Origin of the sequence: Micromonospora trifolii (assembly GCF_022229005.1) — a bacterium.
Classification (GTDB): domain Bacteria; phylum Actinomycetota; class Actinomycetes; order Mycobacteriales; family Micromonosporaceae; genus Micromonospora; species Micromonospora trifolii.
In genome coordinates this window covers 1-26,336 of record NZ_JAKKFD010000036.1, presented here as the reverse complement: position 1 = coordinate 26,336, position 26,336 = coordinate 1, and the positions used below count along the sequence as shown (strand labels likewise).

Sequence of the window (26,336 nt, the reverse complement as noted above, 5' to 3'; positions counted from 1 at the left end):
CCGCGGTTGACGCCGCTGGCTACGCTGCGCGTGGTGAGCGCCGGACCTCGTCTCGCCCTGCCCTGGCGGATCCTCGTCGTGACCACCGCCGCCGTGCTGGTCTGGCTGTTCCTGGGCGCCCTGCTCGACACCGACTACGACAGGCCCACCCATGCGGTCGGGGCGGTCCTCACCACAGCTGTCGTCGTACCCCTGGTGGTCGTCGCCCGTCGCGTCCTGGACCGGCGGCCCTGGGCCGGCCTCGGGTTGCCGTCGCTGCGCGACGGCTGGCGGCGTCTGCTGTTCGGCGCGGCCTGCTGGCTCGTCCCCGCCGCGGCGGGGTTCGCGCTCTGTCTCGGTCTCGGCTGGGTCGAGATCAGCGTCCGGACGTCCGTCGGGGACGTGCTGCGGGTGGCGGCGCTGCTGGTCGTACTGGTCTTCCTGAAGGAGGCGCTGCCGGAGGAGTTGCTCTTCCGCGGGTACCTGCAACACAACCTCGCCACCCGGCTGCCCGCCTGGCAGGCGGTCATGGGGCAGGCAGTGCTGTTCACAGGGTTCGGGTTCCTCATCGGGGCGGCCAGATCCGTCGACCGACTGGCGCTCTTCCTCGTCTTCGCGCTGCTGCTGGGCGCCTTCCGTGCCGCCACCGGCGACATCTGGGCCGGCATCGGCCTGCACGTCGCCTTCCAGACGGTCGCTCAGTTGTTCGGCGACGTCGGGGCGGTCTTCGACGTGGTCGGCGCGGACGTCCTGGGCGTGGTGGCCATGGGGGCCATTCCGTTCTCGGTCAGCTGGCTCGTCCTGCGACACCGCTACCGGGACCGTCTGAACTGGCGCGCTCCGGCACCGGACCCGGTGCGCCGGACCGGCTGAGCCTGGGCGTTTGGCCCACCGGCCCGACCGGTGTGGGGAAGAGTGGCGGGCGAGAGCTGTCGTCGACGAGCGAGCGACGGCACGGCGTCGTGCGGAGGTTTTCGGATGAGCGACACGTCTTCGGCCAAGCCGGCCCGCAACGTGGTCCTGGTCCACGGCGCGTACGCCGACGGCTCGTCCTGGTCCGACGTCATCCCGCTGCTACAGCGGGCCGGGCTGACGGTCACCGCGGTCCAGAACCCGCTGACCTCCCTGGCCGACGACGTCGCGGCCACCAACCGCGCTCTCGACCGCCAGGACGGCCCGACGGTGCTGGTGGGCCATTCCTGGGCCGGCACGATCATCAGCGAGGCCGGCAACCACCCGAGGGTCACCGCCCTGGTGTACGTGGCGGCCCGCGCGCCGGACGCCGGTGAGGACTACAACGCGCTCGCGGCGAAATACCCCACGCCGCCGGCGAACGCCGGGCTCGTGCATCACGACGGGTACGCGCAGCTCAGCGAGAGCGCTTTCCTGGCCGACTTCGCCGGGGGAATCGAGGAGACCCGCGCCCGCGCCCTGTACGCGGTGCAGGGCCCGATAGCCAAGGACCTCTTCCAGGGCCGCACGACGACGGCTGCCTGGCGGGACCGGCAGTGCTATTACTCGATCTCCACCCAGGACCGCACGACCGCCCCGGAGTTGGAGCGGTTTCTGGCCGATCGGATGAAGGCGACGACCATCGAGGTCGAATCATCGCACCTCGCCATGGTCACTCACCCGGACGCGATCGCCGACCTCATTCTGATGGCGACCCGGGGCACCCGCAGCCCCGCGTAGGGGCCGTTCCTCCACCGGCCCTGGTTCATCCCAAGGCCCCTGTCGTAGTAGTCGATCTTCGTCGGTGGCATACCATCGACCATACGTCATACGTCTCACCTCCACATCACCGCCGGCCGTGCACGGGCGCACTCGGGCCGGAGCACGTGGGCTTGACGGGGCGTAGACATCGGAGGTTTACTGCGTCAACGATGCCAGTCGATGAATTTTGATCGTCCATTGTGGGTGGTCTGCATCTTCGGCTGGTTTCACCGACCCACCCCCGCACCCCCACCACTCCGCACCACCTCAGCCGAGCATCGGCGGCCCGGCTTCCGCACCACCGCCATCGCGGCCTCCGGCCTGCCCGTGTGCACAGCCTGAGGTCGACGCTCAGCAGAGGAGCAAGACCATGCGTTCCCGTCCCCGCCTGTTGGCACTCGTCACCGGCCTGGCCGTCATGTTGGCCGGCCTGGTCGCCCTGCCGACCCCCGCCTCGGCGGCACCCCTGACCAAGGTCCTGGTGTTCAGTAAGACCGCCGGCTTCCGGCACTCGTCCATCCCCAACGGGATCGCCGCGATCCAGCAGCTCGGCTCGGCCAACGGCTTCACAGTGACCTCGACCGAGGACGCCGCACAGTTCACCACCTCCAACCTGGCCCAGTACCAGGCGGTGGTCTTCATGTCGACGACCGGCGACGTCCTCAACGCCAGTCAGCAGACCGCGTTCGAGTCGTACATCGCCGCGGGTGGTGGCTACGTCGGCGTGCACGCCGCCGCCGACACCGAGTACAGCTGGCCGTGGTACGGCTCGCTGGTCGGAGCATGGTTCGACTCGCACCCGGCGATCCAGACGGCGACCGTGAAGATCGAGGACCAGACCAACCCCTCGACCGCCCACCTCGGCACCACCTGGGTCCGCTCCGACGAGTGGTACAACTACCGCACCAACCCCCGGTCCAGCGCGCGGGTGCTGGCCAGCCTCGACGAGTCGTCCTACAGCGGCGGCAACATGAGCGGCGACCACCCGATCACCTGGTGCAAGTCGTACGGCGGCGGGCGTGCCTGGTACACGGGCCTCGGGCACACCGAGGCGTCGTACACCGACCCGAACTTCACCCGGATGCTGCTCGGCGGCCTCCAGGTCGCTGCGGGCTCCGTGACTGCCGACTGCTCGCCGCGCACGACCACCCCGCCGCCCACCGCCAGCGGCTCCACCCTGCGGGCCCGCGCCAACAACCAGTACGTCAGCGCGCCCAACGCCACCACCGCGCTGATCGCCAACAAGACCTCCGTCGGCACCAGCGAGCGGTTTGACCTGGTCAACCTCGCCAACGGCAACGTGGCGGTGCGCGCCAAGAGCAACGGGCAGTTCGTCGCGGCCGAGAACGCCGGGGCCGCCGCGCTGATCGCCAACCGGGCCACCGCCGGCGCCTGGGAGACGTTCCAGCTGGTCCGTAACTCCGACGGCACTGTGAGCCTGCGGGCCACTGTGAACAACCGCTACGTCGCCGCCGACAACGGGGGCGCGTCACCGCTGATCGCCAACCGGACCTCCATCGGCCAGTGGGAGAAGTTCGACCTGGTCACCACCAACTGACCTGGCCCCCCGCTCGTTCTCCACCACCCCCACCTGGTCGTGGCGCGCCCCCGCGCGCCCGTCCACAGGTCGTCGAGAAAGGACGATCATGCTCTCGTACCCCCGGCGCTTGCCCCGGGCTCTCCTTGCGGCGGTCACCACCGTCGCGAGCGTGGCCCTGGCTGTGGCCGCACCGTCCACCGCGCAGGCGGCGGTCATCCCCGCCTCGGACTATCAGCAGGTCAAGCTCGCCACCGGCTCGGGCGAGCTCGGTGAGGCCATGTCCCTGGCCGTCCTGCCCAACCGCTCGGTGCTGCACACCGCCCGCAACGGCGTCCTGCGGGTGACCGACGTGGCCGGCAACACCAAGGTTTCCGGCACCCTGTCGGTCTACACCCACGACGAGGAGGGGTTGCAGGGCGTCGCCGTCGACCCCAACTTCGCCAGCAACCGGTGGATCTACCTGTACTACTCCCCCACGCTGAGCACCCCGTCCGGGGACGCCCCGACCACCGGCTCGCAGTCTGACTGGGACCGGTGGAAGGGGCACCTGCGGTTGTCGCGATTCACCCTCAACAGCGACGACACGCTCAACCTGGGCAGCGAGAAGATCGTGCTCCAGGTCGCCAACGACCGTGGGCAGTGCTGCCACGTCGGCGGTGACCTGGACTTCGACGCCGCCGGCAACCTGTACCTGACCACCGGCGACGACACCAACCCGTTCGAGTCGTCCGGCTACGCGCCACTTGACGAACGGACCAACCGCAACCCGCAGTTCGACGCCCAGCGCTCGGCGGGCAACACGAACGACCTGCGGGGCAAGGTGCTGCGGATCAAGCCGCAGGCGGACGGCACGTACACGATCCCGTCGGGCAACCTGTTCTCGCCCGGCACGTCGGGCACCCGTCCGGAGATCTACGCCATGGGTCTGCGCAACCCGTTCCGGATGAGCGTCGACAAGGCGACCGGTGTCGTCTACCTCGGCGACTACGGCCCCGACTCCGGGTCCACGAACTCCAGCCGTGGCCCCTCCGGTCAGGTCGAGTTCAACCGCATCGCAGCGCCCGGCAACTACGGCTGGCCGTACTGCACCGGCAGCAACACCAGCACGGAAACATACAATGAATACACCTTCCCGTCCGGGCCGTCGCAGTCCAAGTACAACTGCACGGGCGGGCCGACCAACAACTCGTTCCGCAACACCGGGCTCGGCACGTTGCCCGCGGCAAAGCCGGCCTGGATCAAGTACGCGGGCGACTCCGGTTCGCCGTCGGAGTTCGGCAGCGGCTCGGAGTCGCCGATGGGCGGGCCGGTCTACCGGTACGACGCCTCGCTCAACTCCAGCATCAAGTTCCCGTCCTCGCTGAACGGTCAGTTCTTCGCCGGTGAGTACGGCCGCCGCTGGATCAAGGCCATCGCTGTCAACTCGGACGGCTCGCGCGGGGAGATCTCCAACTTCCCGTGGACCGGCACCCAGGTCATGGACATGGCCTTCGGCCCGGACGGCGCCCTGTACGTGCTGGACTACGGCACCGGCTCGAACAACCAGGCGCTCTTCCGGATCGAGTACATCGGCGGTGGCAACCGCAGCCCGATCGCTGTCGCCTCGGCCAACCCCACGTCGGGGGCCAACCCGTTGACTGTCAACTTCTCGTCGGCCGGCAGCTCCGACCCCGAGGGCGGCGCGCTCAGCTACCTGTGGACCTTCGGCGACGGCACCACGTCGACGGCGGCCAACCCCACCAAGACGTACACCACGAACGGCAGCTACAGCCCCACCCTGAAGGTCACCGACCCGACCGGCCTGTCCGGCACGGCGAGCCTGATCGTCACAGTGGGCAACACCGCACCGACGGTGTCGCTCACCTCGCCCACCGACGGACAGCTGTTCACCTTCGGTGACACGGTGCCGTACCAGATCTCGGTGAGCGACCCGCAGGACGGCACGATCGACTGCTCCAAGGTGAGCCTGACGTACGCGCTGGGCCACGACAGTCACGCCCACCAGATCACCTCGAAGACCGGGTGCAGCGGCACGATCACCGTCCCGACGGACGGTGAGCACGACGCGGCAGCCAACATCTACGGGGTCTTCGACGCCGCCTACACCGACAACGGTGGGCTCACCACGCACAGCATCAAGACGCTGCAACCGAAACACCGCCAGGGTGAGCACTTCAGCGCCCAGTCCGGTGTCCAGGCCACCGACCACACCAACGCCGAGGGCGGCCGCACGGCCGGGTTCATCGAGAACAACGACTGGATCTCCTACCAGCCGTACAACCTTTCCAACGCGAACCGGTTCACCGCGCGGGTCTCCTCGGCCGGCGCCGGCGGCACCATCGAGGTACGCGCCGGGTCCGCCACCGGCACCCTGCTGGGCACCGCCACAGTGCCGGTGACCGGTAACTGGGAGACCTTCGTCGACGTCTCCACCGCCATCAGCAACCCGCCCGCCTCGACGACCACGCTGTACCTGGTCTTCAAGGGCGGCTCGGGCAACCTGTTCGACGTCGACGCGTTCACCTTCACCACCGGCACCACCACCCCCAGCGGAGGGATCACGCTGCGGGCACAGGTCAACAACCAGTATGTGTCGGCCATCGGCACCAGCCCGCTGATCGCCAACAAGGCCAGCGTCTCGACGACTGAGCAGTTCGACCGGGTGGACGCCGGCAACGGCAACATCGCCCTGCGGTCCCGCGCCAACGGGCTGTACGTCTGCGCCGACAACGCCGGCGCCAATCCGTTGATCGCGAACCGCACGACGATCGGACCGTGGGAGACGTTCCAGATCATCAACAACTCCGACGGGACCGTCGGTCTGCGGGCTCTGGCCAACAACCAGATCGTGGCCGCCGAGAACGCCGGGGCCGGAACACTGATCGCCAACCGGACGTCGGTCGGGTCCTGGGAGAGGTTCGTCCTGACCACCGGCTGACGCGCACACGGTAGGGCCCGGCCTGGGCGGTGACCAGGCCGGGCCCTACCGTGTGAAGTAGGCGGCGCTCTGCTGGTCCGCCGGGTAGTAGGACTCCACAGCGATCTCCTCGATGCTGATGTCCATCGGGGTGCCGAACGTGGTGATGGTCGAGAACAGCCGCAGCTCGCGTCCACCGATCCGCAGGATCATCGGGATCACCACGTCGGCGTCGACAGGTTGGGCCGGCGGCTCCTCGGGCAGCGGGTTCAGCAGTTCCTCGTAGAGCGCCGCGAGTTCCGCGTCGGGAGCGGCGGCGAGCTGGCGCGAGATCCGACTGCGGAACACCGCCCGCACGTCCGCCAGGTTGACGACCAGAGGGGCGAGCCCGCGCGGGTGCAGGCCCAGCCGGACCAGGTTCACCGGCGGCCGCAACAGCTCGGGCGCCGCGTACGCGAAGAAAGGGTCGACCGCGCGGTTGGTCAGCACGATGTTCCACCGGCGGTCGAAGACCAGCGCCGGATACGGCTCGTGCGCCTGGAGCACCCTGCGGACCGCGTCGAGCGCACCCGACAGGGCGGCGTCGTCGAGCGGGCGCTGCGCGTACCGGGGCGCGAAGCCGGCGGCGAGCAACAGCTGGTTGCGATCACGCAGCGGCACGTGGAGTTGGTCGGCGAGGCGGAGGATCATGTCGGCGCTCGGCGTGGACTTGCCGGTCTCCACCAGGCTGACGTGCCGGGCCGACACGTCCGCGGCGATCGCCAGGTCGAGTTGGCTGAGCCCCCGGCGCTTGCGCCACTGCCGCAGGAGTTCCCCGACCGCATACACGATCATGAGCCTACTCATCGTCGCCCGGAACGCCATGAAGTGCGATGTCATCGACAGGCACCCGGGCCGGGGAAACACTTGCGGCCATGACCACCGAGAACAAGAGCATCGTCGGACGTGCGTTGGCGGGGCTGGTCGACACCGGCGACGTCGACACGCTCGCCTCATACCTGAGCGAGGACTTCACCCATCACCGGTCGGACTCGACGACCTCGACCAAGGCGCAGTGGCTCGCCGCGGTCCGCGCCGCGCTGGGCCCGACCGCCGGCATGCGGGTCGACATCCTGCACCTGCTGGCCGACGGTGACCACGTCGTGGTGCACTCGCGACGCCGCCTCCCCGACGCGGGGCCGGAGATTGTGGTCGTCGACGTCCTGCGGATCGCCCACGGATTCATCGCGGAGGTGTGGGAGGTCATCGAGCCGGCAGCCCAGGCGCCCGTCAACGGCGCGTGGTGGGACGCGCATCCCTAGATCGGGAAGCGGCCGTGGCGCCAGTGCCAGTGGCCGCCGGCCCGCAGGTGGTCGATGATCGCGCGCTGGAGCGCCGTGTGGCGCGGCAGCTCGTCGAGCGGCGTGGTCAGGGTCCGGAAGCCGAACCGCAGCACCTCGATGTCGGCGTCCGGCCCCGCCGACTCGTCGTAGGGCTCCAGCTCGAACCGGCGCTGGAACCGCACGATGTTGGAATCCTCGGGAAGGTATTCCCGCAGCTGCGGGTCGAGCAGCCACGAGGCGCAGGAAAACGCGGTGTAGCGCTCGTCGGGGAAATGCCGGGGGAAGAACGCGCGGGCCTCGTCGAGGGACGCCGCGACCACCTCCGGGGTCAACGGCCCCGAATCGGGGACGTGCAGGCCGATGGCGCCGTCGCCACGCTGGTGCTGTAACCGGCCCAGCTCGTAGACGCTGCCGCGCGAGTGCAGCGTCAGCCAGCTCTGCATGATCGGCCAGCCCTCGCCGCGCATCCGTCGGTCGATGGCGAGGTTGCGGCCCAGGTCGCCCAGGGTCACCCAGGTCAGGTCATCGGGGACGCCGTGGTCGCGGTGATAACCGCGCACCACGTCGACCAGGGCCAGGTACGCGTACACGTAGAGGTGCCGCCACGCGGGCCCGCGCTCTCGCGGCAACTCCGGGCCGGGCGAGAGCCACTCGTGGCCCGCGAGATCGGCGCGGACCAGGGCGATCGAGCGGTCGAGCAGCCAGCGCAGCTCCGGGGTCCAGAGCGGAGAGTCCGGGTCGGGCCAGCCCGCCATGATCTCGGCGGCGTCGTCCGGCGGCACGGCGAGCCGGTCGAGGAGCGCGGGCGCGTCGGCCTTGGCTGGCAACGGGGCTGACGGCGCGTCACCGGCGAGCCGGTGCACCCGGTCGACCTCCTCGACGGGCACCCCGAGCCGGGCGGCGATGTCGTCCAGATCCACGCCGACGACCCTACCGGCCGGCGGGCTTCTCAGGAGTCCGCCGGCACCCCGGCGTCGAGCTGCCCGATCATCGGCGCGAGAAGATCGTTGAGCTCCCGGGCCAGCACCGCCGCGGCCCGGCGCGCCGCCACGGCGACCTCGTCGTCCGGACCGTCCGGCGTCGGCGGCAGGTCGTCGAGCGGGACCGGCGCCTCCACCTGGAGCAACGCGCGCAGATGCGGCCGGCGCGTCTGGTCCTGCTCGGTGGGCGTGGTGAACTGGCCGAACATCTGGGGCCAGTTCTGCCAACCACGGTCGCGCTGCCACTGCTTGGTCCAGGTCAGCTCGGCCGGCCAGCGGGAGGCCACTGTCACCGCGCAGACCAGGCTGCCGTCCCACGGGCTGCGCGCGCACGTCGCCGAGATGATCCGCCGATGCCACCGGACGAAGCCCGGCGACAGCTCGGTGGCCAGCCGCCAGGAGGTCACCGCGAACGCCACGGGCGCGAAGTCACCCCAGGTGTCGGCGAACTCGTCGATCCGACGAAACACCTCGGCCTCGTACCGGCCGCGCCCGTCGGTGCCGTGCTCGCGGTCGAACTGCTCGTCCAGCCAGAAGGCGCGCGGTTCCGGCATCCTCAACCCCGTTTCACAGCGAAGGTGTTCCGTACCTCGAACCTAGGCCAACGTCGGGGTTGCGAACGCCATCCTCGCCCGTTGTCAACCTGCGCCGCGGCGAGGTGGCCGCGACCCGCTCAGCCGACGAAGACGCAGAAGGGATGCCCGGCCAGGTCGGCGTACACGCGCAGAGGCTCGTCCGGGTCGTCGATGCGGTCGTACAACAGCCGGCCGCCGAGGCGCAGCACGCGCTCATGCTGGACCAGCAACTCCTCGACGGACTCCACCGTCAGGTCCAGGTGCAGCTGCTGGGGCACGGTGTTCGTCGGCCACGTCGCCTCCGGCAGATCCTCCACCTGCTGAAACGCGATCTGGGGTCCGCCACCGGGCGACCGCAGCACCAGCCAGTCACTGCCGCGTTCGTCGGCCTCGCCGGCCGCTGGCGGTTCGTCACCCGGCCGGTAGACGAAGCCCAGAAGCTGCCGATAGAACTCCGCCAGCGCCCTCGCATCGGTGCAGTCGAGCACCACCGAACACAGCTTGGGCACGCTCTCCTGGTCGACCATGCTCGATCACCTCCGGGTGCCATTCTGGTGGAGCCGACCCGTTGCCGCAGCCGCGGCGCTTGACAAAGGGCCGGTTCCAGAGTGGACGATGCACCGTGCGAATTCTTGTGGTGGGTGGCAGTGGCCTGATCGGCGCTCACGTCGTGAACGTGCTTCGGGAGCGTGGCCATGCCGCGACCACTGTGGCGCGTACCGCCCAGCCGGGCATCGACCATCTGCTCGATGTCGGGGCGGCCTCGATCGAGGAACTGCGCCCGTTGCTCGCCGGTCACGATGGCGTCGTGTACGCCACCCGCACCGAGGAGCAACGGCCGCTGCCCAAACCGATCTATCCCGAGTTCCGCCGAGACAACGTCGACCCGGTGGTACGCCTGTTCACCGCCGCCCGCCTCGAAGGTCTCGCCCGGGGCGTCGTGATGGGCTCCTACTACACCTACTTCGACCGGCTCCACCCGCAGTGGCGCCTCGCCGAACGGCACACGTACATCCGGTGCCGCCTGGAGCAGGCCCGGGAGGGGCGGGCGGCTGCCGGCGAGGGCCTGCCGGTCGCCGTACTCGAACTGCCCTTCGTCTTCGGTCGGGCCGGCGACCGACTGCCCAACTGGGCCGGTCCGCTGGACCGGTGGGCCCGCTCGCGTACCCCGCTGGTCGCCCCGACCGGCGGCAGCGCCGCGGCCTCCGCCCGCAGCGTGGCCGAGGTCGCGGTCGACGCCCTGGAGCAGGCCAGCGGAGCGGACATCCCGGTCGCCGACGAGAACCTCACCTGGACCGACATGATCGGGCGCATCGCCGAGGCTGTCGGCCGACCCCGCCGGGTCGCGCGGATGCCGTCCGGCGCAGCGAAGGCCGCCCTACGACTGGGCGGCGCGCTACAGACCCTCGGCCGCAAGGAGTCGGGTGTGAACCCCAGCTACCTCGCCGACCTCCTGCTCGCCGACCTGTTCATCGAACCGACGAGCGGTCGACCGCTGGACCCGGCCCTACGCGAGACCTTCCCGATCGGCACCGCCTGACTCCCCGTGGCGTCGATCGTCGGGTTGTGGGGCCTGCCGGGCGGCGATCTCGACGAACTCGTGCACCAGAGGTGACCGGTTGTCCTCGGCCCAGGCCAGGCACACCTGGTTGTGGCCGAGGTCGGCGACGGGCACGTGGCTGACGTCGGGTCTCGTGTAGAACGTCGCCGTCGACAACGGCAGGATCACCATCCCCGCGTACGCGGCGACATGCTCCAGCTTCTCCTCCACGGAGTTCAGCTCGGGCCGGGGGCGGGGGTCGGGCTCCGTCGGGCGGTTCGGTAGGTCCCGCCACTCCGGCACCGCGTCCGGGTCCTGCAAGAGCCGTTCCTCGACCAACTCGGCGAGGTCGACCGACTCCTTGCCGGCCAGGCGGTGATCGGTGGGTAGGACGACGACGCGGGGTTCGGTGAACAGTGGGCGCAGGCGCAGGCCACGCTGGTCCACCGGGAGTCGCACGTAGCTGACGTCCGCGCGCCCCTCGCGGACGATCTCGGCCTGGTCGTCCCAGGACGTACGGACAACGTTGACGGCCAGGTCCGGGTGCCGCTGACCGATGGCACGGGCCTCGGCGGTGACGAGAACCCCCGGCATGAACGCGATGGTGAACGTCGGCCTACCGTGTGCGACCCGTTGCACCCGCCGCCGCAGGGCCTCGGCCGAGGCGAGCAGCGGACCGGCATCGGTCAACAGCTGGCGGCCGGCGTCGGTCAGCACGGTGGAGCGGCGGTCCCGGACGAAGAGCTCGGCGCGCAGTTCGTGCTCGAAGGCCCGGATCTGGCGCGACAGGACCGGCTGGGCGATGTGCAGCCGCGCGGCGGCCCGGCCGAAGTGCAGCTCCTCCGCGACCGCCACGAAGTAGCGGAGCTTGCGCAGATCAACGTCCACCCTGCCCCCGTCCGGTTTCCGCTCCGGGCGGTTCCACGATACCCGCAAGGTATGACGGGAGTGATGCTCAACTGGCATCACAGGCGGTGAAAGAGGTCTTGGACGCCGGCGTTCCCGGCGGAGCACGGTGGTAACCGTTCCCACCACCCGATCCGGAAGGACACGATCATGACCCTCATCGACCAGCGCGTCGTCGTACTCGGCGGAACCTCGGGGATCGGCCTCGCCACCGCCGCCCGCGCCGCCCGCGAGGGCGCCCAGGTCGTGGTCGCCTCCAGCAACCAGCGCAGCGTGGACCGCGCCCTCACGACCCTGCCGACCACCACCCAGGGGTACGTCGCCAACCTCACCGACCCCGACGCCGTGTCCCGGCTGTTCCACGATCTCGGGACGTTCGACCATCTCGTCTTCACCGCCGGTGAACCCCTTGCGCTGATGTCCGTCGACGCCCTCGACCTCGCCGCCGCCCGGGCCGCCTTCGACCTGCGCTACTTCGGCTCGCTGTCGGCGGTCAACGCGGCGCTGCCGTACCTGCGCCCCGGTGGGTCGATCACCCTCACCACCGGCACCGCCAACCACCGGCCCAGCGCCGGCTGGTCCGTCGCGGCCAGCATCACCGGGGCGATCGACGCGCTGGTCCGCGCGCTCGCCGTCGAACTCGCCCCGATCCGGGTCAACGCCGTCTCGGCCGGCGTGATCCGCTCACCGCTCTGGAACTCACTACCGAACGACACCCGAGAGCAGATGTACGCGCAGCTCAGTGGGTCGCTTCCGCTCGGTCGGGTGGGCGAGCCCGAGGAGGTTGCCGAGGCGTTCGTCTACCTCCTGCGGGCGACCTACGCCACCGGCACGGTGGTGACCGTGGACGGCGGCACCCTGATCTCCTGAGCCCGCCGCCTGCCCGCTGCTGCTCCTTCAAGTCCCGCATCACGTCAGGGATGTAGTGGTCTCCGCCGCCCGCGAGGCCCTACATCCCTGACGTTGCGGGTGGGCTCGAGCTGCGGCGGCCGTCAGCGGAGCTGTTCGGCCAGGCCGACGATGATGCCCTCGGGGCCGCGGACGTAGCAGAGCCGGTAGACGTCCTCGTACCGCTCCAACTCCCCCACGAGGTCGGCGCCGTGGCCACGCAGCCGGGTGATCACGTCCTCGATGTCGTCGACGGCGAACATGATCCGCCGAATGCCCAGCGTGTTCGCCGGCGCGTCCTTCGGTTCCGCGCTGATCGCCGTCGGACGGTGGAACATCGCCAACTCGACCTTGCCGTGGCCGTCCGGGGTCCGCAGCATCGCGACCTCCTGCCGGACGTCGTCGATCCCGATGACACGCTCCACCCACCGCCCCTCCACCGGCCCTCGCCCCTCCAACTCCATGCCGAGTTCGACAAAGAACGCGATGACCGCGTCGAGGTCCTCGACAACGATGAGAACGTTGTCCATCCGCTGGATCGCCATGCTGGATCTCCCTGCTCTGGTGCGGTCACAGTGACCGCATCCTCCCCGAGGACGGAGCCACCCGGCCGTTCTCGACATCCACGGCGGGCTGTCTGCCGCGCGGCAGCTCGCCAGGACGACTGGAGGCTAGGCGTGGCACCGTCATTCTGCTCCGTCGTTGAGGGCTGGCCAGGCCTGCCCGATAGTGTGATCGACTACCGTGTGCCGTCTCGCCGACCAGGATCGGAGATCTTCCGCATGGCCATGCATGACGATGAGATCGCCATCAGCGACGACGTCGTCCGAGAGCTGATCGCCAGCCAGTTTCCCCAATGGGAGACGGCGCCGGTCCGGCGCGTCGAGTCGAACGGCACCGTGAACGCCATCTTCCGCATCGGCGACGGTGTGGCGGCCCGATTCCTGCTGCGGTCGCGCAATGTCAGTGTGGCCGCCGAACTCCTCGCGCGCGAGGCCGAGGCCTCCCGGCGCTTCGCCGAACACAGCCCCTTCCCGGCTCCCCTGCCGATTGCGATCGGAGCCCCGGGAAAGGACTACCCGCTGCCGTGGCCGGTGCAGTCGTGGGTTCCGGGGAGCATCGCCCCCGTTGACATCGACGGGTCCGTGGGACTCGCCCATGACCTGGCCTCCCTGATCAGCGCGCTTCGGGCCACCGATACCGAGGGTCGCCGGTTTCAGGGCGACAATCGTGGCGGCGAGCTACCCGACCACGACGAGTGGGTCGAGGAGTGTTTCGAGAAGAGCGTGGGTCTGCTCGACGTCCCGATGCTTCGGCGTCTGTGGAGTCATTTCCGAGAGCTTCCGCACACGTCGGCCGACGTCATGTCCCACGGCGACCTGCAGCCGCTGAACGTGTTGGTGGCCGACGGCCGGCTGGTGGGTGTGCTCGACACCGGCGACTTCGCGCCGGCCGATCCCGCCCTCGATGCCATGTGTGGCTGGTATTTCTTCGACGATGCCTCCCGAGCGGTGTTCCGTGACGAGCTGGGTTGCGACGACCTGGAATGGGAGCGCAGTAAGGCATGGAGCTTCGAACAAGCTCTCGGTGCCATCTGGTACTACGTCGAGACCAACCCCGTCATGTACGACATGGGCCGCCTCGTCCTTGATCGGGTCGTGGCGAACACAAAGGTCTGAGGCGGTCAGGTCCCAAGCATCAGGGTGAGCCCTTCCTGAGCCGCCAGCACGGTGCCCTCGAACTCCACCTGCGCTGCCGCCACCGCAGCTGCCCGGTCATTGCCCGGCCAGAAGTGGGTGAGCATCAGGCGGCGGGCACCCGCCCGGCGAGCCCACAGACCGGCTTCGGTGGAGGTCATGAGGTTTCGGGTGGGACGGCTTGTCTCGCCGTCGTGGTCCGTCGCCTCGACGATGAACAGGTCGGCGCCACGGCCCAACTCGGCCAGCGCGGGAGCCGGCCCCGTGTCCCCGGAGTAGGCCACGGCAATTCCGTCCGCCTCAATCCGGATGCCGGCGTTGGGCACGAAGTGCGGCAGAGACAACCCGGTGAGGTCGAACGGCCCGACCCGGTAGCTGCCGGGTAATGGGTGCAGGTCGAATACCGCGTGCAGGTCGACATCGGGCTCCAAGCCGCCGAGGCGGTCGAGCACGCCGGGCGGACAGTACAACGGCAGCCGTGGTCCGCCCGGCCGACCGTAGAAGCGCATCCTGAACAGACCGTGCAGGTCGACGCAGTGATCCGGGTGCTCATGGGTGATGACGACGGCGTCCACAGCACCATCAGGCCAGTGCCCGAGCAACCGCGGCAGCGTGGCGTAGCCCAGATCAAGTACCAGGCGGTAGCCGTCCCAGTCCACAGCGAAGCCGCTACAGGCACGGCCTGGCTCGGGGTAGGCACCGGAGCTGCCGAGCACTGTGACCTGTCGCATCGATACAGCGTCTCACCTGGCCGGGCTGAGCCGAATGGCGTGGCAGGCGTCTCCGGCCTCGTGCAACCTCGCTAGTCACTCAGGCCCTGGGTTCGAGATCCGGCCGGCCGAAGCCTCACCTGCCAGTTGTGAGCAACGTGGTCGATGACAACCGCATCGAGGTGAACGCCAACAGGTGGGAGCTCGCTGCCAGGCAGAAGCGTGTCTCCATCAGGGCGAGCGCACCGGGCTGACCGTCGACGTCTTCGGTGACCGTGAAGGGCGCGTAGCCCTCCCCCGCCTCCGTCACCTCAAGGTCGCTGAAGACGAGAGCGATGGCGTGAGCGTTCATCTCCAAGTGCACCTCGTGAAAGGGAATGCCGATCTTGTCAGCCCACGACCGCGCACACTCGGAGTCCGCCACCACCTTGGCACCTGGGTAGAGCGGCTGCCAGCGCACTGCCCACACGAAGCCGTCCAGGTCCGGGCCGATCTCCCGGTCGGTCAATCACCTGCGCCTCAGGTTGCCGGTGCCCGCTGCTGTTCGGCGGCTTGGCTGCTCCGATGGCAGCTCAACCGAAGTGCCGCCCACCCAGGAGCCGACGGGGGTTTGTGCGGTGAAGGTTCAGTCAAGCGCTCCGTACTCAGCCCGCGGTTCGGCAAGTTCCGGGTGCTGGATCCAGTACCTCTCCCCGTAGATCTTCAGCATCGCCCAGTGCCATGCATCGTCATGGAAGACGAGCCCTCGGTACGGCGCATTGCTGGCCTCGAAGGGGTAGTGCTGCACGGCCGCCGCCTTGGCTTGGGTTGCGTTGAGACCCCCGTAACGCTGCATCACCCACGCAAAGCGTCGGCGCTCGTCGTGCAGGTACTGCACATACTCGTCCTCGCTCCAGTCCGCCCAGTCCGCCATGTCTTAACCTCGGATCCCGATACCGCGCTCGCAAGGCCTCGTCCAATTTCTAGATCAACTGTGATGCCACGTTCTGGCCGCCGCACGCAGCACTGCCGCCTCAGCATGGGCAGCCTCTGCTTCCATGCAAGCAAGGGCTCGGTCTTCCGGGAAGGGCATGACTTGGGCCAGTTCATCCAGGACCGCAGCCATCGCTTCGCGCCACACAGCAAATTCGCAGGGATCAGCAGAATCAGCCGGGCGCTGGGACCGCACGCTGCGGAGCTGGCGCAGGGCGGCCCTTAGTACAGGATCGACACCCATTACGCAGTCTTCTCTCGCCTTAAATCCGGACGGGGCCGCGAAAAGGGGCGCTCACCGCCGCCAGTTGTAGGGCGTCGTCGTCGACACCTTGATCAGACCGTAGCGTTCAAGGATCGGGCGCGAGTACTCGGTCGAGTCGCTGTTGATGAGCGTCTTGCCCATTCGGAGTGCTGAGCGGGCCCGCGCCGCGGTCAACGCGCGGTAGATCCCGCGGCCGCGCCACTCCGCACGGGTCGCGCCGCCCCAGATCCCGGCGAAGTCGGTTCCACGCACCGGTTCCAGCCGGCCAGCACTGACAATCCGTCCCTCCGCCTCCGCAACCCACAACTCCATTCCGTCATCGCGGGCCAGGCGGCGGAGGAGGGCGTTCGCCATGTCATCGCTCACCGGATTTTCGAAGGCTTCGTCCTGCATCGCACTCATCGCGCGGACGTCCGCCTCCTCGCTGACCCGACGCAGTGTCACGCCTTCGGGCAGCGGAACGTCAACGGCTAGTAGCCGTGCCTCGCCAATCATGATCGACTCAGGCTCATCCGTGGTGAACCCATTGTCCAGCAACGCCTCGTGCAACCCCGGCGCATGGTCGTGCCCCCGCGCCTTCCACTTGACCCGGCCGATCCCGGGGTCTGTCTGGTAGTGAGCGAGCGCCTCTGGGACGAGCCAGCGAATTGTGTCGGCGTCCGCCCCGCCGAGATCGCGGTAGGTGACAAACCCACTACCATCCGCGAAGGTCACGAGACGCAGTGGCCCGAGTCGGGTGACCGAGACCGCGCTCGGCGTCTCGGCGTCAGTCCTGAGCTGTTCGTCGTAGGCCGCAAGCAGTCGAGCCGACTTGATCATGTCCGTACGTTGCATTAGCAGGGGCCGGAGACGCAATCGGTTTTCGAGTCAACCCCACGATCCTGGCCTGATGCATCCTCATGCCGCCGTTCGTGCGCTCGGCTTGGTCGCCGGAGTCCGGAAGGCCGCTGATCCATGGTCATGCCCCGACCTCGGGCGCAGGTCAGGGCATCTGCGCCCGTTACGTGGCGTTGTATTGATCAACAGCTAGGGCGTAGTCGATCGAATCGGACGAGTTGCTGCGTGACCTGCTGTTGCGCCTAGCATTGATGGTCAATAGTAGGCATGGCCGGCCCGGCACACTCGCGCCGCCAACCCCGACCCCAACGGCCGCGACCTGCCGCGCGGACCGGCGCGGGCCTCCCTACCCCGCGCCGCTCGGGCGCGGCCCGGCCGGCTGCCGGCCCCCGAACCTTCACCACTCTCGCCGCTATCGTCCGCGGCGGCCCCTCGGGCTTCCCGCTTCTCGCGCCAGTCGCCGGGCGTTTCGCGTGGCCGGCGTGTAGCGACAGCGGAGCGACGGACGCGCGCCCAGGCGGCGGCGCGTGCGGCCCGTTCAGGGCCGCCTTGAAGACGTACAGGGGCGGCAGGTTACCCACGACAAAGCCTCCTGCCCGGACTACCGTCATCGGCGTGCCGGTTGACGACCTTCCGCTGCCTCCCGCCTTCGAAGCGGTCACGGCCTGGGCCGGTACCGGGCGGGTGGTGCGGGCTACCGAGCCGGATGTGGCGAGGTGGTGGCTTCCCGAGCAGCAGAAGGCCGCGCTGGTCTCCTGTGGTGTACCGCTGATCGAAGACCTCGTCGGTGCGGTGTCATTCGACGCAGAGCCAACGATGTACCGGCTGGCGAACTCCGACGACCCGCGCTCGGTGTACGGTGCCGCGCCGGGGACCGGTGAGGTGCAAATATGGTCGCCGGACGGCAGCGCCGGGTTCGTCAACTCCACGATCGTCCACTGGCTGTGTTCGCTGCACCTGGTTGGTACCTGGCTGACCAGCTCAACCGTCATCGACCGCTGGGACGAGGACGGACAGGCCGAAGAGCAAGCGCTCGCGGAACTCGCCGATCTGTTGGAACGCATCAGGGAGCTTGACCCACCCGCGTTCGGGGACGGCGACCACAGAACCCACTTCTGGCCCGGGGTGCTCGACCGGTGGCTCTACTGATCGACGCAGACCCCGTCCTCCACAGTTATCAGTGCGCGAAAGACGACCCCGGGCTCACCCTGGGGACGTACACGCATCTCCTGCCGACCATGTCAGGGCACCTGCGCCAGTTACCTGGCGTTGTATTGATCTCGTCGACGGGCACAGTCGATCAAACCGGACGAGACACCCCGTGACCTGGGCTTGAAGGGGTCATAGCCGGTCATCGACAGTCATTGGTGGTCCACCTAAGACGGCCTGGGAGCGACATGATCTTGGTCCTGCCGATGCCGGACCTCAGACTTGCCCAGGCGGCATCAGACGCACACGGTTCAGGAAGGGTGTAGCGGCTGTTGGGCACCCCCTCGTCCTAACAGGGCGTACGCCCGACGACTGCTCAGCAAAGCGCCTGATCATTCCACGCATGTTCCGGATCTTGTTCCGTCGGCCTCGTCTACCGTCGACCCATACTTCGTGGAACGGGCTGGCGGAGGTGACTCCTTCGTCCCGAAGGAACCATCATGGTGTTCCGACCTGCCTGAATAACCGCCGTGGCCGGCGCCAACAGTCCACCGACGTCCGTGGCTGCATGCCTTGGTCGTCACTCATTTCGTCATTCACCACCGGGTGAGGTGTTCGCGTCGCAGGCGTGCATGGTCAGCCGTCGCCCTCAGCACCCTCGTCGTCCCCATAGACGTCCAGCCATAGACCACCCGGCAACTTGAGCAACCGATGGAGAAGGTCACGGTCAAGCTCCACGGCATGTTCTGCGGCGTGGGAGCCGAGGAGACAGAACCAATTCGCCCAGTAGCCCCCATCGACGAGCTGCCATAGCCGGTCGGCCACCGGCTCCAGAATGTCGAGCAAGCTCCCCAACTGCTCGGCAAGCTCGGCGTCGCTCTCGGGACTCCCGGCACTGCTGAGCAACCATCCGCACTCCTCATGCCGAGTCGCACTTCGGGAGCCGACCGGTGTGCCCGCCTCGAACACGTCGCTCGGTTGAATGCCCAGGAGCTCCGTCACATGCGCAGCGGTACGCTCCCCGCCACCACGAAGGCGGAACGTCGCCATGGTCCTCATGCATCTCAGTGTGCTCGATCGTGGCCCGGCAACCGTGCCCCAACGTCGTCGGCCGACGCCGACCCCTTGACCCCCAGGCAACCAACAGGATTCGTCTACCTGCCAGATTCGATGCCCCACGTTGGCAGTAATCCGGCGTCCGCTCCGTGACGCTGCGCGGTGCCCACCACACCACCGGGAAACGGCCTGTCGTCATCCGGCGGCCCACCGGGCTACCAGCCCTCGGCGCCAGCCGCCAGGCGTGTTGCGTGGCCGGAGTCGGAGCGCCAGCGGAGCAACGGGCGCGCGCCCTGGCGGCGGCGCGTGCGGCCCGTTCAGGGCCGCCTTGGAGACGTACAGAAACTTGAACCACATCGCCGGCAGCCCGGTGTCCTCCGTCGGCTGACGTGCGACAGTCGTCCGCCAACTGATCCGCGACGTCAGCGCGGATGGCGGCAGGAGAGGGACTTCTGGGCCAGCCCTCTAAGCGCCGATCGCGTACCTTGCACCCATGCCAGTGCCATCCCCCGACACGATGCAAGGTGCGGCCCCTACCCCACCAAATCGCCGCCTCCCCACGGTTGCGTTCTCTCTAGCGCTGGTCGCCGTAGGGCTGATCGGCGGCTTCGGGGCGGTCAAGCTTGCCGACGATCCGCACACTGCCAAGCCGGAGCTGCTCGTTGGGACGGTCACCTGGTCGAACGACGAGACCAGGTCCATCGCGTTTGAGGAAGACGGGGCACTGCGGGGCCCTTCCGATGGCGACACGATCTACTCGGTGATCGCCGAAAGCTGGCAGGACGCGGGCGGGACACTGCACCACGACGGCACGTATCCAACCTGCCTGGTCGGCGAGGAGAACAAGCCCGTCTCAGTGGACCGGCACCGTGTCGAGCTTGAGGTCCTACACCGAGACACCGGCGCTAAGGCACAGCACATTGCCGTCCACGTTCACTGCCTCGATTGATGGCATGAGCCTGGGCGCCGGCGCGTCTGGCCGTCCCGCCGCCACAAGGCCGGCCGAGAGCGATCGACGGTGACGCGCACTCGAATCGGCAGATCCGGCGCTCACGCTCCGCCGACCTGCCGCTAGGCCCCAGATCATCTCTCGACTCGATCCGGCCGACCCTCCGAGTCGTCCGTCAGGTCAAACTCGTGCGCGGCGCGCTCATCTTCGCCCCACCCAAAGGCGGCAAGACCCGGGAGGTTCCCCTTCCCGCCTCGGTAGCTCACCGCCTGAGCAACCACGTCGAGCAGTACCCGTCCATAGAGGTCGCCCTGCCCTGGGGAACCCTGACCGGCGACCCTACGAGCTCGAAGTTCAACCCCGGAGTTTGGAAGCCCGCTCCGGGCCACCGGCATCCCCGACGACCGCCACAACGGCATGCACGTCCTGCGGCACACCTACGCCTCGGCCCTCCTGGACACCGGGTAGAGCATCAAGGCTCTGTCGACGTACCTCGGCCACGCCGACCCGGGATTCACCCTGCGGACCTACACGCATCTCCTGCCGACCAGCGAGGACCGGACGCGCCGAGCCATCGACACCGCGTTCGGTGAGGACCAGGCCGCCAACGACGGCCCGGAACCCACTGACGGCCTGCAGGCGGCATGATCATGGCTCAGCGGTCTTCCAGGTGACCTAAGACGCAGGTCAGGGCACCTGCGCCAGTTACTTGGCGTTGAAGTAGTTGGCCTCCGGGTGGTGGACCACAATCGCGTCGGTGGCCTGCTCCGGCATCAGCTGGAACTCCTCGGACAGCTCGACCCCGATCCGGTCCGCGCCGAGCAGATCCATGATCTTCGCTCGGTCCTCCAGGTCGGGGCAGGCCGGGTAGCCGAACGCGTACCGGCAGCCCCGGTAGTCGTTGTGCAGGATGCCGGCCAGGTCCGCCGGGTCGTCGTGCCCCAGCGGACGCCCGTCGGGCAGGGTCATCTCGGAGCGGATGCGCTGGTGCCAGTATTCGGCCAGGGCCTCGGTGAGCTGCACGGAGAGGCCGTGCACCTCCAGGTAGTCGCGGTACTCGTTGCGGGCGAACAGCTTCGCCGCGTACTCACTGACCGGCTGGCCGACGGTGACCAGTTGCAACGCGACCACATCGAGCTGGTCGCCCTGGGGCCTGAAGAAGTCCGCCAGGCAGAGCCGCCGCTCCTGCCGCTGCCGGGGGAAGGAGAACCGGGCGCGCTCCGCGTGCCCGTTCTCGTCGAGCACCACAAGGTCATTGCCTTCGGAGTACGCGGGGAAGTAGCCGTACACCACGGCTGCCTCAAGGACCTGGTCGGCGATCAGCCGGTCCAGCCAGTACCGCAGCCGCGGTCGGCCCTCGGTCTCGACCAGTTCCTCGTAGGAGGGTCCGCTGCCGCCCCGGGCGCCGCGCAGCCCCCACTGCCCGGAGAAGGTGGCCCGCTCGTCGAGCAGCGCCGCGTAGTCGGCCATCGGCACGCCCTTGATGACGCGGGTGCCGAAGAACGGCGGGGTGGGCACCGCCACGTCGGCGGCCACGTCGGAGCGGACCGAGGAGTCGTGCAGCTCCGGCAGCGACGTGGTGACCATCGAGCGCTGCCGTTCCCGGCGCGCCCGCCGGGCCGCGAGAGCCGCCTCCCGCTCTGGGTCGATCACCGGGGCGCCGCCACGCTTGGCGGTCATCACCTTGTCCATCAGGGACAGACCCTCGAACGCGTCCCGGGCGTAGTGCACCTGCCCGGGGAACGTCGACCGCAGGTCGTCCTCGACGTACGCGCGGGTCAGCGCCGCCCCACCCAGCAGGACCGGCCAGCGCTCCGCGACCCCGCGCGTGGCCATCTCGGCCAGGTTCTCCTTCATGATGACAGTGCTCTTGACCAGCAGCCCGGACATGCCGATCGCGTCGGCGCGGTGCTGCTCGGCGGCGTCCAGGATGGCGCTGATCGGCTGCTTGATGCCGATGTTCACCACCTCGTAGCCGTTGTTGGACAGGATGATGTCGACCAGGTTCTTGCCGATGTCGTGCACGTCGCCGCGCACGGTGGCGAGCACGATGCGGCCCTTGCCGCCGTCCTCGATGGTCTCCATGTGCGGTTCCAGGTAGGCCACCGCGGTCTTCATCACCTCAGCGGACTGAAGCACGAACGGCAGCTGCATCTGGCCGGAGCCGAACAGCTCACCGACCACCTTCATGCCGTCCAGCAGGATGTCGTTGATGATCGACAGCGGGGATCGACCGCCGGCCATCGCCTCGTCCAGGTCGGCCTCCAGGCCGTTGCGCTCACCGTCGATGATCCGCCGCTTGAGCCGTTCGTCCAGCGGCAGCGCCGCCAACTCCTGGGCACGGCTGGCCCGGGCGCTGGTCACGTCGACGCCCTCGAAGAGCTCCAGGAAACGCTGCACCGGGTCGTACCCCTCGCGACGCCGGTCGTAGACCAGGTCCAGGGCGACTTCGCGCTGCTCGGCGGGGATCTTCGACATCGGCAGGATCTTGCTGGCGTGCACGATCGCCGACGTCAGGCCGGCCTCCACACACTCGTGCAGGAACACCGAGTTGAGCACCTGCCGGGCCGCCGGGTTGAGCCCGAAAGAGATGTTCGAGATGCCCAGTGTGAAGTTGACACCCGGGTAGCGGCGGGAGATCTCCCGAATCGCCTCGATCGTCTCGATGCCGTCGCGGCGGGTCTCCTCCTGGCCGGTGGCGATCGGGAAGGTCAGCGCGTCGATCAGGATGTCGGAGCGGTCCACGCCCCACCGGCTGGTCAGGTCGTCGATCAGCCGTGCCGCGACCCGGACCTTCCACTCCTGGGTACGGGCCTGGCCCTCCTCGTCGATGAGCAGCGCCACCACGGCCGCGCCGTGCTCACGAACGATCGGCATCACCCGCGCGTACCGGGATTCGGGGCCGTCGCCGTCCTCGAAGTTGACCGAGTTGACCACACAGCGGCCGCCCAGCATCTCCAAGCCGGCCTCCACCACGTTCGGCTCGGTGGAGTCCAACATGATCGGCAGGGTGGACGCTGTGGCGAACCGGCCGGCCAGCTCCCGCATGTCCTGCGTGCCGTCGCGGCCGACGTAGTCCACGCACAGGTCGAGCAGGTGCGAGCCGTCGCGCGCCTGACTGCGGGCGATCTCCACACAGGCCCGCCAGTCGCCGGCGAGCATCGCGTCCCGGAACGCCTTCGAGCCGTTGGCGTTGGTCCGCTCCCCCACCATCAGCACCGACGCGTCCTGGGCGAAGGGCACCGGGTGGTAGACCGAGGAGACGCCCGCCTCGTGCTGGGGCTCGCGGGCCGGGGCGGTGACGCCGTGCAGCCGCTCGGACAGCACCCGGATGTGCTCCGGGGTGGTGCCGCAGCACCCGCCGATCAGACCCACGCCGTACTCGGTGATGAACCGGTCCAGGGCCTCGCCCAGCTCCACGGGAGTCAGCGGGAAGTACGCCCCGTCGGCGGTCAGCACCGGCAGGCCGGCGTTCGGCATCACCGACAGCGGGATGCGGGAGTGCTGCGACAGGTATCGCAGGTGCTCGCTCATCTCGGCCGGGCCGGTCGAGCAGTTGAGCCCGATCAGGTCCACGCCGAGCGGCTCGATCGCGGCGAGGGCCGCACCGATCTCGCTGCCGACCAGCATGGTGCCGGTGGTCTCCACCGCCACGTGACAGATGATCGGCACCGACTGGCCCAGCTCGGCCATCGCCCGCTTCGACCCGACCACTGCCGCCTTGACCTGGAGCAGGTCCTGGCAGGTCTCGATGATCAGCGCGTCCGCGCCGCCGACGATCAGACCCGCGGCGTTCTCCTGGTAGGCGTCGCGCAGGGTCGCGTAGGCGGCGTGCCCGAGGGTGGGCAGCTTGGTGCCCGGCCCGATCGAGCCGAGCACGAACCGGGGCCGCTGCGGGGTGCTGGCCGCGTCGGCGGCCTCCCTGGCGATCCGGGCGCCCGCCTCGGACAACTCGCGGATGCGGTGCGGGATGTCGTACTCGGCGAGGTTGGCTAGGTTGGCGCCGAAGGTGTTGGTTTCCACGCAGTCGGCACCGACGGCCAGGTAGGCATCGTGCACGCCACGCACCACGTCCGGGCGGGTGACGTTGAGGATCTCGTTGCACCCCTCAAGCCCGTCGAAGTCGTCGAGCGTGAGGTCCGCGGCCTGAAGCATCGTGCCCATCGCGCCGTCGGCGATGAGAATGCGATCAGCCAGCACATCCATCAATGAAGTCCGCACCCGTTCAGGTTAGTGCGATTCGGCCGGACTCCACGACCATCCTCGAGCGATCCCCTATTGTGTCACGGGGATCACCCTGTCTGGTTCGTTCGGGTATGACCTGCTGCCGGAGCGGCCGACCGGCGCGGCCGACGGGCCGCACCCTCGCCCTGCACGTAGGCTGACGGACGTGAAGGACAACAGGGACGCCGCCGTGCCCCACGGTATGACGACCGGGCGCGGTCCCGGCGCCAGCCGCGACGAGCAGGGTGAGGTGACGGCGTGACCGAGTTCGACGGACTGCCGGTGCTGCGGTCCCCGGTGGCGATCGCCGCGTTCGAGGGCTGGAATGACGCCGCCGACGCGTCCACCGCCGCGGTCGAGCACCTGGAGCAGGTCTGGAACGCCCGGCAGATCGCCGAGCTGGATCCGGAGGACTTCTACGACTTCCAGGTCAGCCGGCCCACCATCACGATGGCCGACGGGGAGACCCGGCGGGTGGAGTGGCCGACGACCCGGTTCATGGTGGCCAGCCCGGAGGGCACCGACCGTGACGTGGTGCTGATCCGCGGCATCGAGCCGAGCATGCGCTGGCGGACGTTCTGCGAGCAGGTGCTGGAGATCTGCCACAGCCTGGAGGTGGAACGGGTGGTGCTGCTCGGCGCGTTGCTGGCCGACGTGCCGTACACCCGGCCGCTGCCGATCAGCGGCAGCGCCTCCGACGCGCAGGCCGCAGAGCGCTACCAGCTCACCCCCACCCGGTACGACGGTCCGACCGGCATCGTCGGCGTGCTGCACGACGCCTGCACCCGCGCCGAGGTGGACGCCGTCTCGTTCTGGGTGCACGTGCCGCACTACGCCAACAACCCGCCCTGCCCGAAGGCGACCCTCGCCCTGCTGCACCGGGTGGAAGAGGTCGTCGACCTGCCGGTGCCGATGGCCGACCTGGCCGAGGAGTCCGCCGAGTGGGAGCAGCGGGTGCGCAGCGCCGCCGAGCAGGACGCCGAGCTGGGCGAGTACGTCCGCGAGCTGGAAGAACGGGTCGGCGACGAGGGGATCACCCCGTTGACCGGTGACGAGATCGCCCAGGAGTTCGAGAAGTACCTGCGCCGCCGGGGCGGTTCGGCCGGCCCCACCGCCGGTTCCTGGTAGCACTGTCTCGCTGCGGGCCTTCGGACCTTTTGTGGTCCGGGGGCCCGTTTTCGCGTGTCCGGGGTAGCGCCGCCACACCCGCTGGGGCATCCTAGGAACCTAGATGTGATCAAGGAGGCGGGTGTGCAGATCAATCCCGGGGCCGCCGAGTTCCCGCATCGACAGATCGCCGCGCAGCTCAAGGCCCAGGTCCGTCGCGGCGACTGGGGGCCGGGCGAACGGCTACCGTCCATCCCGGCCATCGCCGAGATGTTCGGCGTCGCCAAGCAGACAGTGCAACGCGCCGTCGACCAGCTGCGGGTCGAGGGCATCCTGATCACCAAGCCCGGCTCCGGTACGTACGTCCGGGGCACCCGCCGCCGACTCAACCGCCTCTCCCGAGGCCGGTACGGCGGCTTTCGCGGCTACCACACCGACCTGGCCGCCCGATACCGTCAACAGCTCGTCTCCGTGGGGCACGCCCCCGCCCCCGCCGAGGTGGCCGACGCCTTCGGCGTGGCCGACGGCACCCACCTGCTCTGCCGCCGGCACCTCGTCCGCACCGACGACTCCCCCGTCGAGGTGGGCGCGTCCTGGTTCCTGCCCCGCGACACGGACGGCACCTCGCTGGAGCGCACCGAGGCCTTCGGCCGCCCCCTCTACCAGGAGGCCGAGGAAGCCACCGGGCGGCGGTACGTCTCGGCCACCGACACGATCAGCGCCCGCCAGCCCAGCCGGGAGGAGGCCGAGACGCTCCAGATCCGGCCGGACACCCCGGTGCTGCACCTGCTGCACGTCGCGTACGACGCGCACCGCAAGCCGATCGAGGTGTCCCAGGCGACCTGGCCGGGCCCGATGACCACCCTCACCGAGGAGTACAAGATCCCCGGCCCGACCCCCGACCCGGAACCCGACCCCGGCCTGGTCCTGGGCTAACGGGCGCCCCGCCCCGGCCCGCCCGGCCCGCTCCGGCCCGCCCGCCCGGCCCGCTCCGGCCCGCTCCGGCCCGC

23 protein-coding genes and 1 pseudogene are annotated in these 26,336 nt (G+C 69.2%); 12 read left to right on the top strand and 12 right to left on the bottom strand.

Annotated elements, in window-relative coordinates; all coding sequences use genetic code 11:
• Nucleotides 1-33: 33 nt before the first annotated feature.
• From NIE79_RS22010 to NIE79_RS21995, 4 genes are all read left to right on the top strand, one after another.
• Nucleotides 34-852: a CPBP family intramembrane glutamic endopeptidase gene (locus tag NIE79_RS22010; protein ID WP_238680360.1), complete on the top strand. Its 819-nt coding sequence runs from the start codon at nucleotides 34-36 to the stop codon at nucleotides 850-852.
• A 105-nt stretch (nucleotides 853-957) separates the two neighbouring features.
• A complete protein-coding gene (locus NIE79_RS22005; RefSeq protein ID WP_238680359.1) occupies nucleotides 958-1,671 on the top strand; it encodes an alpha/beta fold hydrolase in 714 nt (237 codons plus the stop codon).
• Between the two features lie 391 nt (nucleotides 1,672-2,062).
• Nucleotides 2,063-3,250: a ThuA domain-containing protein gene (locus NIE79_RS22000; RefSeq protein WP_372471731.1), complete on the top strand. Its 1,188-nt coding sequence runs from the start codon at nucleotides 2,063-2,065 to the stop codon at nucleotides 3,248-3,250.
• Nucleotides 3,251-3,338: 88 nt separating this feature from the next.
• Nucleotides 3,339-6,170, top strand: a complete 2,832-nt coding sequence (locus NIE79_RS21995) for a PQQ-dependent sugar dehydrogenase (protein ID WP_238680358.1) — start codon at nucleotides 3,339-3,341, stop codon at nucleotides 6,168-6,170.
• Nucleotides 6,171-6,215: 45 nt separating this feature from the next.
• On the opposite strand, the gene NIE79_RS21990 is transcribed toward NIE79_RS21995, so the two are convergent.
• The gene (locus NIE79_RS21990) at nucleotides 6,216-6,983 is read right to left on the bottom strand and encodes a helix-turn-helix domain-containing protein (protein WP_238680357.1); all 768 of its coding nucleotides are present in this window, start codon (nucleotides 6,981-6,983) and stop codon (nucleotides 6,216-6,218) included.
• An 80-nt stretch (nucleotides 6,984-7,063) separates the two neighbouring features.
• Between NIE79_RS21990 and NIE79_RS21985 the strand changes: the two genes are divergently transcribed.
• The gene (locus tag NIE79_RS21985; protein ID WP_238680356.1) at nucleotides 7,064-7,450 is read left to right on the top strand and encodes a nuclear transport factor 2 family protein; all 387 of its coding nucleotides are present in this window, start codon (nucleotides 7,064-7,066) and stop codon (nucleotides 7,448-7,450) included.
• On the opposite strand, the gene NIE79_RS21980 is transcribed toward NIE79_RS21985, so the two are convergent.
• From NIE79_RS21980 to NIE79_RS21970, 3 genes are all read right to left on the bottom strand, one after another.
• Nucleotides 7,447-8,391 (bottom strand): acyltransferase domain-containing protein, encoded by a 945-nt coding sequence (locus NIE79_RS21980; RefSeq protein WP_238680355.1) that lies wholly within the window; start codon nucleotides 8,389-8,391, stop codon nucleotides 7,447-7,449. The two genes, NIE79_RS21985 and NIE79_RS21980, sit on opposite strands and share 4 nt — an antisense overlap.
• 29 nt (nucleotides 8,392-8,420) lie before the next feature.
• Nucleotides 8,421-9,005 (bottom strand): hypothetical protein, encoded by a 585-nt coding sequence (locus NIE79_RS21975; protein ID WP_238680354.1) that lies wholly within the window; start codon nucleotides 9,003-9,005, stop codon nucleotides 8,421-8,423.
• Nucleotides 9,006-9,124: 119 nt separating this feature from the next.
• Nucleotides 9,125-9,553: a VOC family protein gene (locus tag NIE79_RS21970; RefSeq protein ID WP_238680353.1), complete on the bottom strand. Its 429-nt coding sequence runs from the start codon at nucleotides 9,551-9,553 to the stop codon at nucleotides 9,125-9,127.
• A 95-nt stretch (nucleotides 9,554-9,648) separates the two neighbouring features.
• On the opposite strand from NIE79_RS21970, the gene NIE79_RS21965 reads away from it, so the two are divergent.
• Complete coding sequence (locus NIE79_RS21965; RefSeq protein WP_238680352.1) at nucleotides 9,649-10,566, top strand: NAD-dependent epimerase/dehydratase family protein; 918 nt, start codon at nucleotides 9,649-9,651, stop codon at nucleotides 10,564-10,566.
• Here the strand turns inward: NIE79_RS21965 and NIE79_RS21960 are convergent.
• Entirely contained in the window at nucleotides 10,534-11,454 is a 921-nt protein-coding gene (locus tag NIE79_RS21960; RefSeq protein ID WP_238680351.1) for a LysR family transcriptional regulator, read from the bottom strand. The genes NIE79_RS21965 and NIE79_RS21960 overlap by 33 nt on opposite strands.
• A gap of 168 nt (nucleotides 11,455-11,622) precedes the next feature.
• On the opposite strand from NIE79_RS21960, the gene NIE79_RS21955 reads away from it, so the two are divergent.
• Nucleotides 11,623-12,342 carry an SDR family oxidoreductase gene (locus NIE79_RS21955; RefSeq protein ID WP_238680350.1) on the top strand — a complete coding sequence of 240 codons (720 nt, stop codon included), beginning with the start codon at nucleotides 11,623-11,625 and terminating at the stop codon, nucleotides 12,340-12,342.
• Between the two features lie 122 nt (nucleotides 12,343-12,464).
• Here NIE79_RS21955 and NIE79_RS21950 read toward each other — a convergent pair whose 3' ends face one another.
• Nucleotides 12,465-12,905, bottom strand: a complete 441-nt coding sequence (locus NIE79_RS21950) for a VOC family protein (protein ID WP_238680349.1) — start codon at nucleotides 12,903-12,905, stop codon at nucleotides 12,465-12,467.
• A gap of 237 nt (nucleotides 12,906-13,142) precedes the next feature.
• On the opposite strand from NIE79_RS21950, the gene NIE79_RS21945 reads away from it, so the two are divergent.
• Nucleotides 13,143-14,039, top strand: coding sequence for an aminoglycoside phosphotransferase family protein (locus tag NIE79_RS21945; RefSeq protein WP_238680348.1), 897 nt, complete (start codon nucleotides 13,143-13,145; stop codon nucleotides 14,037-14,039).
• A gap of 5 nt (nucleotides 14,040-14,044) precedes the next feature.
• Here the strand turns inward: NIE79_RS21945 and NIE79_RS21940 are convergent, their stop codons facing one another.
• The 4 genes and pseudogenes from NIE79_RS21940 to NIE79_RS21925 all read right to left on the bottom strand — a co-directional run bounded on the left by NIE79_RS21940 (nucleotide 14,045) and on the right by NIE79_RS21925 (nucleotide 16,823).
• Nucleotides 14,045-14,788 carry an MBL fold metallo-hydrolase gene (locus tag NIE79_RS21940; protein ID WP_274524472.1) on the bottom strand — a complete coding sequence of 248 codons (744 nt, stop codon included), beginning with the start codon at nucleotides 14,786-14,788 and terminating at the stop codon, nucleotides 14,045-14,047.
• A 241-nt stretch (nucleotides 14,789-15,029) separates the two neighbouring features.
• Nucleotides 15,030-15,275: pseudogene (locus tag NIE79_RS21935) on the bottom strand (YxiG-like protein); the annotation flags it as partial.
• A 117-nt stretch (nucleotides 15,276-15,392) separates the two neighbouring features.
• Nucleotides 15,393-15,680 carry a hypothetical protein gene (locus NIE79_RS21930; RefSeq protein ID WP_238680345.1) on the bottom strand — a complete coding sequence of 96 codons (288 nt, stop codon included), beginning with the start codon at nucleotides 15,678-15,680 and terminating at the stop codon, nucleotides 15,393-15,395.
• A gap of 354 nt (nucleotides 15,681-16,034) precedes the next feature.
• Entirely contained in the window at nucleotides 16,035-16,823 is a 789-nt protein-coding gene (locus tag NIE79_RS21925) for a GNAT family N-acetyltransferase (RefSeq protein WP_238680344.1), read from the bottom strand.
• A 633-nt stretch (nucleotides 16,824-17,456) separates the two neighbouring features.
• Between NIE79_RS21925 and NIE79_RS34055 the strand changes: the two genes are divergently transcribed.
• Nucleotides 17,457-17,990 carry an SUKH-4 family immunity protein gene (locus NIE79_RS34055; RefSeq protein ID WP_238680343.1) on the top strand — a complete coding sequence of 178 codons (534 nt, stop codon included), beginning with the start codon at nucleotides 17,457-17,459 and terminating at the stop codon, nucleotides 17,988-17,990.
• 636 nt (nucleotides 17,991-18,626) lie between these two features.
• Here NIE79_RS34055 and NIE79_RS21915 read toward each other — a convergent pair.
• A complete protein-coding gene (locus NIE79_RS21915; protein WP_238680342.1) occupies nucleotides 18,627-19,049 on the bottom strand; it encodes a DUF4279 domain-containing protein in 423 nt (140 codons plus the stop codon).
• A 490-nt stretch (nucleotides 19,050-19,539) separates the two neighbouring features.
• On the opposite strand from NIE79_RS21915, the gene NIE79_RS21910 reads away from it, so the two are divergent.
• The gene (locus NIE79_RS21910; protein WP_238680341.1) at nucleotides 19,540-19,995 is read left to right on the top strand and encodes a hypothetical protein; all 456 of its coding nucleotides are present in this window, start codon (nucleotides 19,540-19,542) and stop codon (nucleotides 19,993-19,995) included.
• Between the two features lie 705 nt (nucleotides 19,996-20,700).
• Here the strand turns inward: NIE79_RS21910 and metH are convergent.
• Nucleotides 20,701-24,201 carry a methionine synthase gene (gene metH, locus NIE79_RS21905; RefSeq protein WP_274524476.1) on the bottom strand — a complete coding sequence of 1,167 codons (3,501 nt, stop codon included), beginning with the start codon at nucleotides 24,199-24,201 and terminating at the stop codon, nucleotides 20,701-20,703.
• A 276-nt stretch (nucleotides 24,202-24,477) separates the two neighbouring features.
• Here metH and NIE79_RS21900 point away from each other — a divergent pair, with 276 nt between their 5' ends.
• A complete protein-coding gene (locus NIE79_RS21900; protein WP_030332815.1) occupies nucleotides 24,478-25,347 on the top strand; it encodes a PAC2 family protein in 870 nt (289 codons plus the stop codon).
• Between the two features lie 123 nt (nucleotides 25,348-25,470).
• Nucleotides 25,471-26,262, top strand: coding sequence for a GntR family transcriptional regulator (locus tag NIE79_RS21895; protein WP_238680339.1), 792 nt, complete (start codon nucleotides 25,471-25,473; stop codon nucleotides 26,260-26,262).
• The last annotated feature ends 74 nt before the right edge of the window (nucleotides 26,263-26,336 follow it).